This window comes from Streptomyces sp. NPDC033216 (assembly GCF_055577115.1).
The window spans coordinates 102,568-117,858 of record NZ_JBVIQK010000005.1 but is presented as its reverse complement, the minus strand read 5'-3'; the positions used below and the strand labels follow the sequence as shown (position 1 = coordinate 117,858).

At 70.7% G+C, this 15,291-nt stretch carries 16 protein-coding genes; 8 read left to right on the top strand and 8 right to left on the bottom strand.

The window, feature by feature from the left end; genetic code table 11:
- Positions 1–10 precede the first annotated feature (10 nt).
- From ACZ5Y0_RS12275 to ACZ5Y0_RS12265, 3 genes are all read left to right on the top strand, one after another.
- Complete coding sequence (locus ACZ5Y0_RS12275) at positions 11–442, top strand: ATP-binding protein (RefSeq protein ID WP_469128574.1); 432 nt, start codon at positions 11–13, stop codon at positions 440–442.
- Positions 423–707, top strand: a complete 285-nt coding sequence (locus tag ACZ5Y0_RS12270) for a hypothetical protein (protein ID WP_469128573.1) — start codon at positions 423–425, stop codon at positions 705–707. Before ACZ5Y0_RS12275 ends, ACZ5Y0_RS12270 begins: the two co-directional genes overlap by 20 nt.
- Positions 708–1,005: 298 nt before the next feature.
- On the top strand, positions 1,006–1,137 hold the full coding sequence (locus ACZ5Y0_RS12265) for a hypothetical protein (RefSeq protein WP_469128572.1): 132 nt from the start codon (positions 1,006–1,008) through the stop codon (positions 1,135–1,137).
- Between the two features lie 126 nt (positions 1,138–1,263).
- Here ACZ5Y0_RS12265 and ACZ5Y0_RS12260 read toward each other — a convergent pair whose 3' ends face one another.
- Both ACZ5Y0_RS12260 and ACZ5Y0_RS12255 read right to left on the bottom strand, forming a co-directional pair.
- Positions 1,264–2,790 carry a cellulase family glycosylhydrolase gene (locus ACZ5Y0_RS12260; RefSeq protein WP_469128571.1) on the bottom strand — a complete coding sequence of 509 codons (1,527 nt, stop codon included), beginning with the start codon at positions 2,788–2,790 and terminating at the stop codon, positions 1,264–1,266.
- Positions 2,791–2,927: 137 nt separating this feature from the next.
- A complete protein-coding gene (locus ACZ5Y0_RS12255; protein WP_469128570.1) occupies positions 2,928–3,902 on the bottom strand; it encodes a WD40 repeat domain-containing protein in 975 nt (324 codons plus the stop codon).
- Between the two features lie 88 nt (positions 3,903–3,990).
- Between ACZ5Y0_RS12255 and ACZ5Y0_RS12250 the strand changes: the two genes are divergently transcribed.
- Entirely contained in the window at positions 3,991–4,665 is a 675-nt protein-coding gene (locus ACZ5Y0_RS12250; protein WP_469128569.1) for a GDSL-type esterase/lipase family protein, read from the top strand.
- A 53-nt stretch (positions 4,666–4,718) separates the two neighbouring features.
- Positions 4,719–5,711 (top strand): aldo/keto reductase, encoded by a 993-nt coding sequence (locus tag ACZ5Y0_RS12245; protein ID WP_469128568.1) that lies wholly within the window; start codon positions 4,719–4,721, stop codon positions 5,709–5,711.
- Positions 5,712–5,838: 127 nt separating this feature from the next.
- On the opposite strand, the gene thpR is transcribed toward ACZ5Y0_RS12245, so the two are convergent.
- The 3 genes from thpR to ACZ5Y0_RS12230 form a co-directional block, all read right to left on the bottom strand.
- Positions 5,839–6,411: an RNA 2',3'-cyclic phosphodiesterase gene (gene thpR / locus ACZ5Y0_RS12240; RefSeq protein WP_469128567.1), complete on the bottom strand. Its 573-nt coding sequence runs from the start codon at positions 6,409–6,411 to the stop codon at positions 5,839–5,841.
- A 72-nt stretch (positions 6,412–6,483) separates the two neighbouring features.
- Positions 6,484–7,848: an MFS transporter gene (locus ACZ5Y0_RS12235; RefSeq protein ID WP_469128566.1), complete on the bottom strand. Its 1,365-nt coding sequence runs from the start codon at positions 7,846–7,848 to the stop codon at positions 6,484–6,486.
- 24 nt (positions 7,849–7,872) lie between these two features.
- Complete coding sequence (locus tag ACZ5Y0_RS12230; protein ID WP_057579065.1) at positions 7,873–8,310, bottom strand: MarR family winged helix-turn-helix transcriptional regulator; 438 nt, start codon at positions 8,308–8,310, stop codon at positions 7,873–7,875.
- Positions 8,311–8,475: 165 nt separating this feature from the next.
- Here ACZ5Y0_RS12230 and ACZ5Y0_RS12225 point away from each other — a divergent pair, with 165 nt between their 5' ends.
- Positions 8,476–8,658, top strand: a complete 183-nt coding sequence (locus ACZ5Y0_RS12225; protein ID WP_469128565.1) for a ribbon-helix-helix protein, CopG family — start codon at positions 8,476–8,478, stop codon at positions 8,656–8,658.
- 33 nt (positions 8,659–8,691) lie between these two features.
- On the opposite strand, the gene ACZ5Y0_RS12220 is transcribed toward ACZ5Y0_RS12225, so the two are convergent.
- Entirely contained in the window at positions 8,692–10,122 is a 1,431-nt protein-coding gene (locus ACZ5Y0_RS12220; RefSeq protein WP_469128564.1) for an NCS2 family permease, read from the bottom strand.
- A 151-nt stretch (positions 10,123–10,273) separates the two neighbouring features.
- On the opposite strand from ACZ5Y0_RS12220, the gene ACZ5Y0_RS12215 reads away from it, so the two are divergent.
- On the top strand, positions 10,274–10,528 hold the full coding sequence (locus ACZ5Y0_RS12215; RefSeq protein WP_469128563.1) for a DUF2530 domain-containing protein: 255 nt from the start codon (positions 10,274–10,276) through the stop codon (positions 10,526–10,528).
- Positions 10,529–10,688: 160 nt separating this feature from the next.
- Entirely contained in the window at positions 10,689–13,055 is a 2,367-nt protein-coding gene (locus ACZ5Y0_RS12210; protein WP_469128562.1) for an HAD-IC family P-type ATPase, read from the top strand.
- A gap of 226 nt (positions 13,056–13,281) precedes the next feature.
- On the opposite strand, the gene ACZ5Y0_RS12205 is transcribed toward ACZ5Y0_RS12210, so the two are convergent.
- Together ACZ5Y0_RS12205 and ACZ5Y0_RS12200 are read right to left on the bottom strand one after the other, a co-directional pair.
- Positions 13,282–14,079, bottom strand: coding sequence for a hypothetical protein (locus tag ACZ5Y0_RS12205; protein WP_469128561.1), 798 nt, complete (start codon positions 14,077–14,079; stop codon positions 13,282–13,284).
- Between the two features lie 107 nt (positions 14,080–14,186).
- Positions 14,187–15,110, bottom strand: a complete 924-nt coding sequence (locus ACZ5Y0_RS12200; protein ID WP_469128560.1) for a hypothetical protein — start codon at positions 15,108–15,110, stop codon at positions 14,187–14,189.
- Between the last annotated feature and the right edge of the window lie 181 nt (positions 15,111–15,291).

Here is a 15,291-nt window from a genome sequence, read left to right as displayed (position 1 = left end):
CGGCGGCCCCATGCCCGCAACCGAAACCTTCCGCATTGCCCAGCACAGACGGCACGTTCCCGACGCCCGCCAGCGCGTACGCAAGGCCCTCGCCGATTGGGGGGTCACCGCCCAACTCGTCGACTCCGTCACTCTCCTGGCCAACGAACTCGTCACCAACGCGGTGACACACTGCCGGGTGGCCGACGCCCAGGTCCAGGTCACCCTCACCCTCCACGGGACCGAGCTGGTGCTGGAGGTCTCGGACCCCGACCGGAACAGACTCCCCCGCCTCCATCACTCGGACCCCGACGAGGAACGCGGTCGCGGGCTCGCGCTCGTCGAGGCGCTGGCCGACGCCTGGGGGTGCCGGCAGGAGCCGTACACGAAGTGTGTGTGGGCCCGGTTCCTGCGTACGGAGGCGGCCGCCCGGGAGAGGGCTCATGTTCCGGCTGCTCCATGACGCGGTCGCCCGACTGATCGCCCGACCCCGCCGCCGCGGACCGGCGATGCCCGACCTCGCGCCGGTGGTGCGGGCGCCTGACCCCTACGTATGGCGGCTGCGGAACCCCCACGACGCCCGCTGGCGCCGCTGGTCCAAGCGATCCCGCACCACCGGCCGCTACCTGCCCTTCCCCAGCGAGGAAGCCTGTTGGACGGCCCCGACCCGACCGGGGTCACCGTCTTGGCAGACCGACGACGACGTGGTGCGGCCGTACGTCCTTTGACGTCGACGCTGCGAAGGACCCTCCGATCACCTGCCGGGCGCCCAACCTCCGGCCGCTGTCGAGGCATTGAATCCGCGAGCCGGTGCACGGACCCTGGTCGGGCCGGAGGGACCGGCCAGAGCGTCAGAGGGAGGGCGTCCACCGTGTCACGTGGGGGCAACCGCCACTTCGGGCGGCGTGGCACCGAACTGGTCATCCTCGGGGGCGCTGATGCTTCTGGTCGCCGTGGCCGGCCTCGTGCTGTGTGTGGACCGTGCCGGCCTGCGTCGCCGGAGGGAGCGGCCGGCTCGTCCTGCCCGTGCCGTATCTGACGCTCACCTACTACCTCCTCGGCCTCAACCCGATGGGTGTGCTGGGCTGGAGCGTCACCGCCCTGTTCACCGTGGCAGGGGTGTGGGCCACCGGCCGGGCACTGACGGACGTGATCTGATTGCCGCCGCTCGGCGCACGGCAGGCCGCACGGGCGACCGACGGCACGCACGACGGAGGGCGCGGGCGGCGGACAGCGGGGGTCGCCCGGCCGCCACCGCGCACCCCCCGCCCACGGCCCACCGGCTCACGCCGCCGTACAGCTCACACTCGGCACACCCCCGCCCCCCGGCGCCGCCCCGAATCCGAAACTCGCCGAACCGCCGGCGGCCAGGGCCCCGTTGTGCGCCGCGTTCGTCGCGGTGACCGTCGTCCCGCTCTGGGTGTACGACGCGTTCCACATGCTGGTGACCTTCTGGGCACCGGGCCAGGTCCAGGTCACCTTCCAGGAACTGATGGCCTTCGTCCCCGTGTTGGTGACCTTCACGTCGGCGTTGAAGCCACCGCCCCAGTCGCCGCCGACCGTGTACGCGGCGGCGCAGGCGGCCGTACCGCCACCCGGGTCACCCGGATCGCCCGGATCACCGGGGTTTCCGCCCCCGCTCGGGAAGCCCGGTGCCTTGATGCTCGTCAGGTAGCCGTCCTTGACCGTGTCGACCGTCTGCCAGTCGTCCTTCAGGATGCCGCCGGTGTCACCGGAGTTGGGGTTCCAGGACCAGAACGTCCAGTGGAAGGAGTCGGCACCGTACGTCGACGTCGGCCGCAGGTAACTCACCAGCGCCGAAAGCCATTTCTGGTCCACCGTCGACTGGAGGGTCGTGCCGAACTCGCCGACCCACACGGGGGCGATGTTCTGCTTGAAGATGTAGCCCCAGTACTTGTCCCAGATGTCCGGCATGTTCGCGGGGAACGCCGGGTCGCTGAACCAGCTCTGCTGGGCCACGCTGGTCGCGTAGTCGTGGGCGGAGTACACGACCCGGTTCGGCACGTCGAGCCGCACCGGGTACTGGGCGACACCCATCAGGTTTCCGCCCCACCAGCCGGAGACGCCGTTGAAGGTCTGCACGCCCTCCACGAAGATCAGCAGGTTCGGGTTGACGGAGAGGACTGCGTTCCCGGCGCGCTGTGCCGCGAGCCGCCAGTCCCTCGCCGTGTCGCCGCAGCCCCAGCAGGCGGGATCGTGCGGCTCGTTGTGCAGATCGATGCCCACGACGGTGGGGTTTCCGGCGTAACGGCTCGCCAGCGACCTGAGGTTGGCGATCCACGTCGATTCCGGGACCGCCGAGGTGTACCAGAGCGCCGACTGGCCCGCCCCGTCCGGGCGGTGCCGGTCCAGGATGACCTTGATCCCGTCCTGGCCGGCGTATCCGACGATCTTGTCCAGGACCTGGAGGGCGGTGAGTCCTTGCAGGTCGGCGTTCTTCCCGGCGGAGAAGTCGATGCTGTTGGGCATGGCGCCGGGTTTGAGGATGTCGTCGCTGAAGGGGATCCGGAGGGTGTTGTAACCGGTCGACCTGATCTGGTCGATCATGCTCCTGTAGTCGCGGGACCAGAGGCCGTGGACGACGTTGTTGGAGGTCTCGAAGCCGAACCAGTTGATGCCGGCGACGCGGACCGGCTGCCCGGCCGCGTCCAGGATCTGGCGGCCGCTGGTGTGCCAGTACCCCGCTCCGCCGGCCGCGGCGTGGGCCGGCGGGGCGGCGGCCAGGGGGATCAGCGGTAGCAGGAGTGCGGCGGCGGCCGCGCACAGTGCTCTGCGCAAGGTGCGGAACATGTCGCTGCTTCCTCTCGAGGGTGCGGACCGGAACGAGTGGGAGCGCTCCCACAACCGCACCCCCCATGGAAGAGGGATCGCATGGACACGTCAAGATGGCCGACGTCACCTGGTGCGCTTCGGCCGCCACGCCCGCCTCAGCGCCGCCGCCGCAGCCGGCCGAGGCCGAACAGCGCCAGACAGACGGCCGCCACCGCGACCGCCCCCACCTTCACCTCCCCGCCCGACCCGGCACCCCCGTCCCCGTCCGAGGCCGCCGAACGCCCGTCTCCTGAAGGAGACTTCGGCGCGGTGTCGCCGGGCGCGTCCTGCGCCCGCACCTCACTCCCGGCGCCCTCGGTGCCGTACATCAGCTTCGAGCCGTCGGCGGAGAAGGTGACGGACTCGCCCTGCCGCTGCAACGGCACGTCGAGGCGGCCCAGCCGCTCGGGGACTCCGGCTTTCCAGTCGTAGTCGATGCCGCCGAAGTAGCCGCGCACGGCGAGCCGTTCGCCGTCCGGGGAGAGGGCGGCGTCGGTGGCCCACAGGTCGACGGGGGCGACGGGGCGGAAGACGTTCTTCCCCGAGGCGGAGAGCTCGGCCGGACCCTCGTACAGGTGGCCGCCGTCCTCCTTCTTGTCGATGATGTAGACGCGCCCCGTCTTCGGGTGGACGAGCAGCGACTCGGCGTCCCGGGCGCCGTCGGAGTACGTCACGACGTACTGCGTGGCGCGTACGGTCGCGTCCTTGAGTTCCCTCGGCTCGGGCAGCTCGTAGATCCAGACGTACGGCCAGGTGCCGCCGAGGTTGTCACCGATGTCACCGACGTAGATCCGGTTGCCGGGGCCGACGGAGATCGCCTCGACGTCGCGCGGGGTGCCGATGCCGGTGAGGGTGAGGCGGGCGACCGTCCTGCCCGTGGAGCCGTCGACGGCGTAGAGGTAGGGGCCGTCGTCGCTGTCGTTGTGGGTCCAGTAGACGCCGGGGTGCCGGCGGGAGGCGGCCAGACCGCTCGACTCGGTGATGCGCGGGTCCTCGATCGTGAAGCTCTTGTCGCCGTCGGCGGCGGAGGCGGGCGCGGCGAGCGCACCCACGAGGAGGGCCCCGGCGAGGAGGGCGGACGGTCGGCGCATGCCCCAAGCCTGCCATCCCGCGCGCCTGTTCCTCACTCGTGGTCCGACTCACATCCCACGCGCCACGGTCATCCCTCATGATGAGCGGATGCTCAGGATCATGCCCGTCGGCGACTCGATGACGATCGGCAGCGCGGGCGAGCACACCTGGCGTCACCGCTTGTGGCGACACCTGTGCGCGACGTACGGGGGGCCGGTCACGCTCGTCGGCCCCCGCGAGACGCTGTACGACAAGGCGGCGGACGCCCCCACGTCGCTGGCGTACGCCGACCCCGGCTTCCCCCGCCACCACCTGGCCGGCTGGGGCGAGGGCTGGCTCCACATGGCCCCGCTCGTCGGCGACGCGGTCCGCGACTGCCGGGCCGACGTCCTGCTGGTCTCCCTCGGGCTGATCGACCTGGGCTTCTACACCAACGCCGAGCAGACGGCGCAGAACGTCCGGGCCTTCGTGGAGCAGGCGCGGACGGCGAACCCGGAGATCGGCATGGTCCTCCTGCCGGTGATCCCCAACATCCGGGCCACGACCGACGAGGCCTTCGGCGCGCAGGTCACCGAGTTCAACGAACTCCTGGCCAAGGCCGCCGCCGACCTGAGCGCGCCGCCCTCCCCCCTCCTCCTGGCCTCCGTCCCGCAGACCTGGGACATCGGCACCGACACCTACGACGGGACCCACCCGAACGCGAACGGCGAACACCGCCTGGCCGGCGCCTTCGCCGAGGCGCTGTATCAGGGGTGGGGGCTGGGCGGACCGTACGGGGTCTGAGGCCCGCGTCCCCCCTTGCATGGAGCGCACTCCAAGTCGTTGGCTTGTGCTCCATGAAGTACACGCAGCTCGGACGCACCGGACTCAAGGTCAGCCGACTGGTCCTCGGGACCATGAATTTCGGACCGCAGACAGACGAAGCCACCAGCCACACGATCATGGACGCGGCGCTGGACGCGGGGATCAACTTCTTCGACACCGCGAACGTCTACGGCTGGGGTGAGAACAAGGGCCGTACCGAGGAGATCATCGGGAACTGGTTCGCGAAGGGCGGCGAGCGGCGCGACAAGGTCGTGCTCGCCACCAAGGTGTACGGCAACATGGCGGCCACCGACGACGCCTGGCCCAACCACGACAAGCTCTCCGCGCTGAACATCCGGCGGGCGGTGGACGCGTCGCTGAAGCGGCTCCGGACCGACCACATCGATGTCTACCAGTTCCACCACGTCGACCGGAGCACTCCCTTCGAGGAGATCTGGCAGGCCGTCGACGTGCTCGTGCAGCAGGGCAAGATCCTCTACGTCGGGTCCAGCAACTTCCCCGGCTTCAAGATCGCCCAGGCGAACGAGATCGCCGCCCGGCGCGGCGGCACCATCGGCCTCGTCAGCGAACAGTGCCTCTACAACCTGGCCGAGCGGCGCGCCGAGATGGAGGTGATCCCGGCCGCGCAGGAGTACGGCCTCGGAGTGATCCCCTGGTCGCCCCTGCACGGCGGGCTGCTGGGCGGCGTCCTCAGCAAGGAGGTCGAGGGCGGGCGCCGGGCGAGCGGCCGGGCCGCCGACACCCTCGCGAACGCCACGGCCCGCGCGCAGATCCAGGCGTACGAGGACCTGCTCGACAAGCACGGCCTGGAGCCCGGCGAGGTCGCGCTGGCCTGGCTGCTCGACCGGCCCGGCGTGACCGGCCCGATCGTCGGTCCGCGCACGGCCGAGCAGCTCGCGTCCGCCGTGCGCGCGGTCGAACTGGAGCTGAGCGAGGAGTTGCTGGCGGGCCTCGACGAGGTGTTCCCCGGTCCGGGTCCGTCCCCGGAGGCCTTCGCCTGGTAGGCGGGTGTGCCGCGGCGGCGGCGGTCGGTCACCTTCCGAGCGCCGCCGTCAGCGCCACCACGACGAACATCAGCACGAGCGCACCGGCCATGATCCGGTTCCGGGTCTTCGGGTCCACCCTTCGAGCCTAACCGGCCCCGCCGAGCGCCCAGCGGCCGACCGGCTCATAGCGCGGCTGCTCCCCTGGCACCCCGGCCCTCGGCAGGTGGCTGCGTACGAGTGTCAGCTCCCGTACGGTCCACTCGCGGCCCGTGAAGGCGTGCAGCGACTCGACGTACGGGCGCGTGTCGACGGCGTCGCGGCTGCGGGCCACCGTCAGGTGGGCCTGGTAGCGGCGGTGCTCCCCCAGGTCCAGGCCCGCCTTGCGGCCCGCCGCCTCCGCCCGGTCGGCCAGCAGCCGCAGCGCCGCCTTCTCGCCCGCCACCCCGGTCCACAGAGCCCGTCCGTGCCCGAACTGCCCGCCGCCGCGCAGGGCCAGTGCGAAGGGCGCGGTGCGCCGCGCGGCCCGCTCCAGCCGTGCCGACAGCTCCGGTACGGCCTCCTCGTCGACCTCGCCGTAGAAGGCGAGCGTGAGGTGCCAGCCGGGGCGGCCGGTCCAGCGCAGCCGGTCCGCGCCGGGCAGCTTCCGCAACGCGGCCACCTCGGCGGCGAGTTCGCCGATCACCTCCGGCGGGGGCAGCACGGCGGTGAAGAGTCTCATGGGGACAGTGTGCCTTCCGTCACCGACGCCCGACGGAGCCGGCCGCCCCGGCTTCCGCCCGGGAACCGCGGGTCATGCCGCCGCCGCCAGCTCCTCCCGCCGTTCCCGCGGTACGAACCGCAGCGTCGGGTGGCCGTGGCGCCAGCCGACCGACAGGCGCAGGCCGCCGACGCGGGCCAGGACCAGGCCGATGACCGCCGCGGCGAGGGCGGAGACCGCGCCGCCCGCCGCGAGGCCCGCGCGGACGCCGTACGCGTCGGTGATCCAGCCGGCGATCGGGGCGCCGACCGGAGAGCCGCCGAGGAAGACCATCATGTAGAGGGCCATGACGCGGCCGCGCATGGCCGGGTCGGTGCCCATCTGGATGGTGGTGTTCGCGGTGACGTTGACCGTCATGCCGAACATGCCGATCGGCGCCATGAGCAGCGCGAACAGCCACAGGGACGGGGCCAGGGCCGCCGCCAGCTCCATCGCGCCGAACGCCACCGCCGCCGCGATCAGCACCCGCATCCGGGAGGTCCCCCGGCGGGCGGCGAGCAGCGCGCCGATCAGGGAGCCGACAGCCATCAGGGTGTTGAAGAGGCTGTAGGACCCGGCGCCCGCGTGGAAGACGTCGTCGGCGAAGGCGGAGAGGTAGACGGGGAAGTTGAAGCCGAAGGTGCCGACGAAGCCGACCAGGACGATGGGCCAGATCAGGTCCGGGCGTCCGGCGACATAGTGGAGGCCCTCCCGCAGCTGGCCCTTGCCGCGCGGGGCGCGCTGGACGGCGTGCAGGTCGCGGCCCCGCATCAGCATCAGTCCGGCGATGGGCGCGACGAAGGACAGCCCGTTGGCGAGGAACGCCCAGCCGGTGCCCACCCCGGTGATCATCAGTCCGGCGACGGCGGGGCCGACCAGTCGGGCGGACTGGAAGTTGGCGGAGTTGAGGCTGACCGCGTTCTGGAGCTGGTCCGGGCCGACCATCTCGGAGACGAAGGACTGGCGGGCCGGGTTGTCCAGGACGGTCGCGAGTCCGACGGCGAAGGCGGCGACGTACACGTGCCAGACCTCGACGTGTCCGGAGAGGGTGAGCAGTGCGAGCGCGATGCCGGTGACGGCCATGGCCAGCTGGGTGAAGACCAGGGTGCGGCGCTTGGGCAGGCGGTCGACGAGGACGCCGCCGTAGAGGCCGAACAGGAGCATCGGCAGGAACTGGAGGGCCGTCGTGACGCCGACGGCGGTGGCGGAGCCGGTGAGGCTGAGCACCAGCCAGTCCTGGGCGATGCGCTGCATCCAGGTGCCGATGTTGGAGACGACCTGGCCGGCGAAGAACAGCCGGTAGTTCCTGACGCTCAGGGAGCTGAACATCGAGGACCTGCGGGTGCCCCCGGACGGGCCGGGGGGAGAGTCGTGGGTGGTCGGTGCGGGGGCGGAGTCTGCTCCGGGTCCCGTACTCAAGAAAGTCGCCTCCTCGGGAAGTGCCTACAGATGTGCGAGCTTCTCCAGGACGGGGGCGGCGGCGCGCAGTTTCGCCCACTCGTCCTCGTCGAGACCGTCGACCAGGGTGGCCAGGAAGGCGTTCCGCTTGGCGCGGCTCTCCGCGAGCATGGCCTCGGCCTGCTCGGTCTTCGTGACGACCTTCTGGCGGCGGTCCTCCGGATGCGGCTCCAGCCGGACCAGGCCCTTGGCCTCCAGGAGCGCCACGATGCGGGTCATCGACGGCGGCTGGACGTGTTCCTTGCGGGCCAGCTCACCGGGGGTGGCGCTGCCGCACAGGGAGAGGGTGCCGAGCACCGACATCTCGGTGGGGCTCAGTGACTCGTCGACGCGCTGGTGCTTGAGGCGTCGGGACAACCGCATGACGGCGGATCGCAGGGAGTTCACGGCGGCAGCGTCGTCGCCATGGGTAAGGTCCGGCATGTATTTAGAGTAACTCATTACCCTCGCTAAGGACCACCTCGGGGGTGTCCCGCTTCCCGTGACGCGCGCCACTGAACCACCACACCATCCGAATATCACTCATATGGGTGGCGCGGGCGCGGAAGGTCACGCGCCATCGGCGACCGTGCCGGGACCCTCGTAGCCATGGGGACCGATGTGCTCAGCCTGCGAATAGACCACGACCTGCTCGAACGGCTCCGGCACCATGCCGCCAGAAGAGGAATGAGCGTCCAGGACTATGTCGTCCGGACGCTCGTTCGCGATGACTTCGACGAGCGGTTCCAGACCGCCGTCGAGGAGACGGAGGAGTTCTACGGCCGCGCCTGAGCCGTGGGGCGAGGCTCGGGCGCGGCCCGCGGCTCAGGTCAGACCCAGGGCCGGCATCAGGTAGTAGAAGGCGAAGACGGCGGAGACCACGTACATCGGGACCGGGACCTCCCGACCGCGGCCGGCCGCCAGGCGCAGCACCGCGAAGGTGATGAAGCCCATGCCGATGCCGTTGGTGATCGAGTAGGTGAACGGCATCGTCACCATCGTGACGAAGGCCGGGATCGCGATCGTGTGGTCGGCCCAGTCGATCTCCTTCACCGAGCCGGCCAGGATCAGGAAGCCCACCGCGAGCAGGGCCGGGGTGGCCGCCTGGGACGGGACCATCGTGGCGACCGGGGTCAGGAACAGGGCGACCGTGAACAGACCGCCGGTCACGATGTTCGCGAAACCGGTGCGGGCGCCCTCGCCGACGCCGGCCGTGGACTCCACGAAGGCGGTGGTGGCGGAGGAGGAGCTGGCGCCACCGGCGGCCACGGCGAGACCGTCGACGAAGAGGACCTTGTTGATGCCGGGCATCTGGCCCTGCGCGTCGGTCAGCTTGGCCTCGTCGCTGACGCCCATGATCGTGCCCATCGCGTCGAAGAAGCACGACAGCAGCACGGTGAAGACGAAGAGGACGCCGGTCAGCACGCCGACCTTGGCGAAGCCGCCGAAGAGGCTGACCTCGCCGAGGAGCCCGAAGTCGGGGGTGGCGACGGGGTTGCCCGGCCACTCCGGGGTGGTCAGGCCCCACGACGGCACGGTGGCCACGGCGTTGATGATCAGCGCGAGCGCGGTCATCGCGACGATCGAGATGAGGATCGCGCCGGGCACCTTGCGGACGATCAGCGCGAGCGTCAGCAGCGAGCCGAGGACGAAGACGAGAACCGGCCAGCCGTTGAGGTGCCCGTCGCCGCCGAGCTGGAGCGGGACGGTGGTCTGGGCGGCGTCCGGGATGCGGGTGACGAAGCCGGAGTCGACGAGGCCGATCAGCATGATGAACAGGCCGATACCGATGCTGATGGCCTTGCGCAGGCCGAAGGGCACGGCGTTCATGACGCGCTCGCGCAGGCCGGTCGCCACCAGCAGCATGACCACGAGACCGGCGAGGACGACCATACCCATGGCGTCCGGCCAGGCCATCCGGGGAGCGAGCTGGAGCGCGACGACGGAGTTGACGCCGAGACCGGCGGCCAGCGCGATGGGCACGTTGCCGATGACGCCCATCAGCAGCGTGGTGAACGCGGCCGTGACGCAGGTGGCGGTGACGAGCTGGCCGTTGTCGAGCTGGTGCCCGTACATGTCCTTCGCGCTGCCGAGAATGATCGGGTTCAGCACGATGATGTACGCCATCGCGAAGAACGTGGCGAACCCGCCCCTGATCTCGCGGGACAGCGTGCTGCCCCGTTCGGAGATGCGGAAGAAGCGGTCGAGCGCGCCGTCCTGGGGCGCGGGAACCTTGGCGGAGGCCGAGGTGGACATGGGGAACCTCATCACCGGCGGACATCCCCCATGCCGCTTTGGTGCTTCCTACGAGCGAAAGTGGTCAAAGGCAAACGGATTCAGTATGAACACATAAATCGGTGAACACCATCTCCGCGCGTAGACCTGATCGCCTCGTAGGCTGTCCCCCATGGCGAAGTGGACCCCCAAGCACGAGGCGCCGGAGCCCCTGGAGGGCCCCGTGGTCGCCACCATCACCGGCGGCACGATCCTCTGGTTCGTCCTCTTCCTCGTCCAGCTGCCCTTCTACGGCTGGTTCGACGACCACGGCCACCTGTGGTGGCTGTGGACCTGCCTCGCGGGCGGCGGTCTCGGCTTCATCGGCATCTGGTACGTCCGCAGGCGGGACGCGGCCCTCAGGCGGAGCGCCACCGACCGGGAGTAGCGCGGTACCGCCGGGCCTACGGCACCCGATACCCGCGGGCGGACGTCCGGGGTGCCCCTGAACGGTGCGTCATACCGCCGCACGAGGTCCGTCCTCCCCAGGTCGGATCTTCCGGCCCGCCGACGGGTGATGGCCCCCGTCCGCACGTACCGTCGATTGCATGACCCATACCGACGCCGCCGCCCCGGCCCCCACGGCGACCGGGCTCACCACCGCCGAGGTCGCCGAGCGCGTGGCGCGCGGTCAGGTCAACGACGTACCCGTCCGCAGCAGTCGCTCGGTCGGCGAGATCGTCAGGGCGAACGTCTTCACCCGGTTCAACGCGATCATCGGCGCCCTCTGGGTCGTCATGCTGTTCGTCGCCCCGATCCAGGACGGCCTGTTCGGGTTCGTCGTCCTCGCCAACACCGGCATCGGCATCGTCCAGGAGTGGCGGGCGAAGAAGACCCTCGACTCCCTCGCGGTCATCGGCGAGGCCCGCCCGACCGTCCGGCGCGACGGGGTCGCCGTCGCGGTCGGCACCGCCTCCCTCGTCCTGGACGACCTCGTCGAGATCGGACCCGGCGACAAGATCGTGGTGGACGGGGTGTGCGTCGAGGCCGACGGCCTGGAGATCGACGAGTCGCTGCTCACCGGCGAGGCCGACCCCGTCGTCAAACGACCAGGCGACCAGGTGATGTCCGGCAGCTTCGTGGTGGCCGGCGGCGGCGCCTTCCAGGCCACCAAGGTCGGACGCGAGGCGTACGCCGCCCAGCTCGCCGAGGAGGCGTCCCGCTTCACCCTCGTCCACTCCGAGCTGCGCACCGGCATCTCCACCATCCTCAAGTACGTGACGTGGATGATGCTCCCGGCAGCGATCGGCCTGGTCGTCACCCAGCTGTTCGTCAAGGACAACGACCTCAAGGACTCGATCGCGCGAACCGTCGGCGGGATCGTGCCGATGGTCCCCGAGGGTCTCGTCCTGCTGACCTCCGTCGCCTTCGCCATCGGCGTCGTCCGGCTCGGCCGCAAACAGTGCCTCGTCCAGGAACTGCCGGCCATCGAGGGTCTCGCCCGCGTGGACACCGTCTGCCTGGACAAGACCGGCACCCTCACCGAGGGCGGCATGGACGTCACCGAGGTCCGCGCCCTCGACGGCGGTGACGCCGCCTACGTACACAAGGTGCTCGGCGCGCTCGGCGAGTCCGACCCGCGGCCCAACGCCTCCCTCCAGGCGATCATCGACGCCTACCCGGACGCCGACGACTGGCGCTGCACCGACGCCCTGCCCTTCTCCTCCGCCCGCAAGTACAGTGGCGCCGCCTTCAGCGAGGGCGACGGCGGGAGCAGTACGTGGCTGCTGGGCGCACCCGACGTCCTGCTGGCCGCCGACGATCCGGCCCTCGGTGAGACCGAACGGCTCAACGAGCAGGGTCTGCGCGTGCTGCTGCTCGCCCGCGCCCTGCGCGACCTCGACGACCCCGAGGTCGCACGCGGCGCCCGCGCCACCGCCCTGGTCGTCCTGGAGCAGCGGCTGCGCCCCGACGCGGCCGACACACTGCGCTACTTCGCCGAGCAGGGCGTCCGGGCCAAGGTGCTCTCCGGCGACAACGCGGTGTCCGTGGGCGCCGTGGCCGCCAAGCTGGGCCTGGAGGGCCGTACGGTGGACGCGCGCCGGCTGCCCGTCGAGCGGGAGTCGATGGCGGCGGCGCTCGACGAGGGCACGGTGTTCGGACGGGTCACCCCGCAGCAGAAGCGGGACATGGTCGGCGCCCTCCAGTCACGCGGGCACACCGTCGCGATGACCGGTGACGGCGTCAACGACGTCCTCGCGCTGAAGGACGCGGACATCGGCGTGGCGATGGGGGCGGGCTCGGAGGCCACGCGGGCGGTCGCGCAGATCGTGCTGCTGAACAACAGCTTCGCCGCGCTGCCGTCGGTGGTGGCGGAGGGCCGGCGGGTCATCGGCAACATCACGCGGGTGGCCACGCTGTTCCTGGTGAAGACCGTGTACTCGGTGCTGCTGGCGCTGCTGGTGGTGTGCTGGCAGGTGGAGTACCCCTTCCTGCCCCGCCATCTCACCCTGCTGTCGACGCTGACGATCGGCGTCCCGGCGTTCTTCCTCGCCCTCGCCCCCAACACGGAACGGGCGCGGCCCCGCTTCGTACGGCAGGTGATGCGGTACTCGATCCCGGGCGGGGTGCTGGCCGGGGCGGCGACCTTCGTGACCTACCTGATCGCCCGTCACCACTACACCGGGGAAGGGTCGTTGGAGGCCGAGACGAGCGCGGCGACGCTGACCCTGTTCCTGATCTCGATGTGGGTGCTGGCGATCATCGCCCGGCCCTACACCTGGTGGCGGGTCCTGCTGGTGGCGTCCATGGGAGCGGCCTTCATGGTCGTGCTGGCGGTGCCGTGGCTCCAGGACTTCTTCGCGCTGAAGCTGGTCGGCATGACGATGCCGTGGATCGCGGTGGGCGTCGCGGCGGTAGCGGCGGCCGTCCTGGAACTCCTGTGGCGGAAGGTCGACCGCCGCGTGCCGGCCTAGTTCCTCAGGTCTGTCGTTCGGATCAGCCTGGCCGTGAGCTGCGGCGCGACGCCGGGACGATCCGGACGACAGGCCCTGGGTGTGCTGTCCGGCGGATCGTGCCGGACGGGCCCTGGTCCGACGGCGCACCCGCGGTCGCGGTTCCGCCGCGCCGCGTCCCCGCGGACGGGAGCGGCCCGACCCCGCTGGTTGCGGGGCCGGGCCTCCTGCCGGTCGGTCGGTCGGATCAGCGCACGTCGACGAAGTCGCCCGTGGCGCTGACGGCCGGGGTGGTCGCGGTGCCCGCGAACGTGTAGCGGAAGTAGCCGTCCACGGTCGCCTTGACGGTCGTCTTCAAGGCGCCGGTCGTGGTCGTCTTGATGGTCCTGACCGTGGTGTAGGTGCTGCTGCCCTTCTTACGGAACTGGAGCTTCACCGGCTGGGTGGAGTACCCGGCGTAGGCGTTGCTGTCCCAGTTCGCGCGGGACAGCTTGCCCGTGACGGTGACGGTCTTGCCCTTCTTCACCGGCTCCGGGGTGGCGTCGGCGGTGAGCTTCGAGGCGCGCAGCAGCTTGACGGTGCCGAAGCCGCCCTTCGTGGTGAAACCGCCGTCGCCGATGGCGAGGGCGCCGATGTTCCAGGTGCCGGCGTCGGAGTTGACCAGGTCGTCGTAGTCCTCGGACTCGGCCGGCCGGAACTGGATCTTGGCCGTGCACTTCAGGACCGTGGAGGAGGCGGCCGTGCAGGTACCGGGGTCGTCGCCGGCGAGGATCCGGCTCTCCACGTTCAGCGTGCTGCCGCGGTAGAGGACCGGGCCGCTGTCGAAGGAGTCGGCCCTCAGGTTCGCGGGCTTGGTCACCGTGTAGCTCGCGGAGACCGTGACCTTCGCGGTGGGGCCGATCACGACGGCCTTGCTGTTCACCTTCACGTTGGAGAAGGTGACGGCGGGACCGGCCGGCGCGGCCTGCGCGGCCGGCACGGCGAGAGCGGAGAGGGCGACGGCGCCGATGACGGCGGCGACGGTGGTGGTGGCGCGTACGCGCATGGGGGTTCCTCGGAGAACGTAGAAGTGTGGCGTGCGAGTCGGTGAGGGGAGAGGCCCGCTCCCCGCCGGGTGCGGGGCCGGGCCACTCCTGCGCCGGGTCGGTCGCGTCAGCGCACGTCGACGAAGTCGCCCGCGGCACTGACCGCCGGGGTCGTCGAGGTGCCCGCGAAGCTGTAGCGGAAGTAGCCGTCCACGGTCGCCTTGACGGTCGTCTTCAAGGCGCCGGTCGTGGTCGTCTTGATGGTCTTGACCGTGGTGTAGGTGCTGCTGCCCTTCTTACGGAACTGGAGCTTCACCGGCTGGGCGGAGTACCCGTGGTACTGGTTGTCCTCCCAGTTCGCGCGGGACAGCTTGCCCGTGACGGTGACGGTCTTGCCCTTCTTCACCGGCTCGGGGGCGGCGTTGACGGTCAGCTTGGAGGCGCGCTGGAGCTTGGCGAGCGTCAGGGCGTCGGCCTCGGTGTAGCCGACCTTGCTCCAGTCGATGTCGTCGTCGGCGTACGGATCCTGGTCGTTCCAGTCGTACGCGTACCCGAGCGCCTTGAAGGTGGTGGCGTCAGCGTTGATCAGCTCGCCCTCGGCGGGACGGATGTCGATGGTGGCCTTGCAGTCGGCCACAGTCGCGGAGACGTTCGTGCAGCTCGGCCAGTTGTCGCCGAACAGGAGGTTGCTCGGGTCACTGAGCGAACCGCGGTACAGCAGGACGTCGAACTCGATGTCCTCCGCGCTCAGGTCGATGTCCGCGGCGTGGGTGATCCGGAACGTCACGGGGGCCGTCACCTTGCCGGTGGTCCCGACGACGATCGGCCTGCCGTTGTTGACCTTCACGCCGGAGAACTTGAGGTTCAGGGCGTAGGGGGCGGCCGCGGTGGTCGAACCGGTGAACGCGGTCTTGCCGGAGGTGGCGCGGTGCGCGGCCTGGAAGAGATCGGCCTTGGTCGGCGCGGTGTCGTCGGCGCTCGCGGCCGGCACGGCGAGCGCGGAGAGGGCCAGGGCGCCGGAGACGGCGGCCACGGTGGCGCGGATGCGCATGCATTCCCCTCGATGGAGAAAGGGGCCCTGACAGTCGTCGTTCCCTACGGCTCGTCTTCGCCCAGGGCCCAAATGATCACGGAGCCTGTTGGCTCACATGATCAGATGCACGACGGATGTGAAAGGTTGTACGAGAGTGGTGGAGATTTGCCGGACGGGGGACCGGCGCCCGCGGGCACGG

What these genes read in the sequence shown, in the direction of transcription:
- ACZ5Y0_RS12275 (WP_469128574.1), top strand. Translation starts at nt 11, where the DNA reads ATGCCCGCAACCGAAACCTTCCGCATTGCCCAGCACAGACGGCACGTT.
- ACZ5Y0_RS12270 (WP_469128573.1), top strand. Translation starts at nt 423, where the DNA reads ATGTTCCGGCTGCTCCATGACGCGGTCGCCCGACTGATCGCCCGACCC.
- ACZ5Y0_RS12260 (WP_469128571.1), bottom strand. Translation starts at nt 2,790, where the DNA reads ATGTTCCGCACCTTGCGCAGAGCACTGTGCGCGGCCGCCGCCGCACTC.
- ACZ5Y0_RS12255 (WP_469128570.1), bottom strand. Translation starts at nt 3,902, where the DNA reads ATGCGCCGACCGTCCGCCCTCCTCGCCGGGGCCCTCCTCGTGGGTGCG.
- ACZ5Y0_RS12250 (WP_469128569.1), top strand. Translation starts at nt 3,991, where the DNA reads ATGCTCAGGATCATGCCCGTCGGCGACTCGATGACGATCGGCAGCGCG.
- ACZ5Y0_RS12245 (WP_469128568.1), top strand. Translation starts at nt 4,719, where the DNA reads ATGAAGTACACGCAGCTCGGACGCACCGGACTCAAGGTCAGCCGACTG.
- thpR (WP_469128567.1), bottom strand. Translation starts at nt 6,411, where the DNA reads ATGAGACTCTTCACCGCCGTGCTGCCCCCGCCGGAGGTGATCGGCGAA.
- ACZ5Y0_RS12230 (WP_057579065.1), bottom strand. Translation starts at nt 8,310, where the DNA reads ATGCCGGACCTTACCCATGGCGACGACGCTGCCGCCGTGAACTCCCTG.
- ACZ5Y0_RS12225 (WP_469128565.1), top strand. Translation starts at nt 8,476, where the DNA reads ATGGGGACCGATGTGCTCAGCCTGCGAATAGACCACGACCTGCTCGAA.
- ACZ5Y0_RS12220 (WP_469128564.1), bottom strand. Translation starts at nt 10,122, where the DNA reads ATGTCCACCTCGGCCTCCGCCAAGGTTCCCGCGCCCCAGGACGGCGCG.
- ACZ5Y0_RS12215 (WP_469128563.1), top strand. Translation starts at nt 10,274, where the DNA reads ATGGCGAAGTGGACCCCCAAGCACGAGGCGCCGGAGCCCCTGGAGGGC.
- ACZ5Y0_RS12210 (WP_469128562.1), top strand. Translation starts at nt 10,689, where the DNA reads ATGACCCATACCGACGCCGCCGCCCCGGCCCCCACGGCGACCGGGCTC.
- ACZ5Y0_RS12205 (WP_469128561.1), bottom strand. Translation starts at nt 14,079, where the DNA reads ATGCGCGTACGCGCCACCACCACCGTCGCCGCCGTCATCGGCGCCGTC.
- ACZ5Y0_RS12200 (WP_469128560.1), bottom strand. Translation starts at nt 15,110, where the DNA reads ATGCGCATCCGCGCCACCGTGGCCGCCGTCTCCGGCGCCCTGGCCCTC.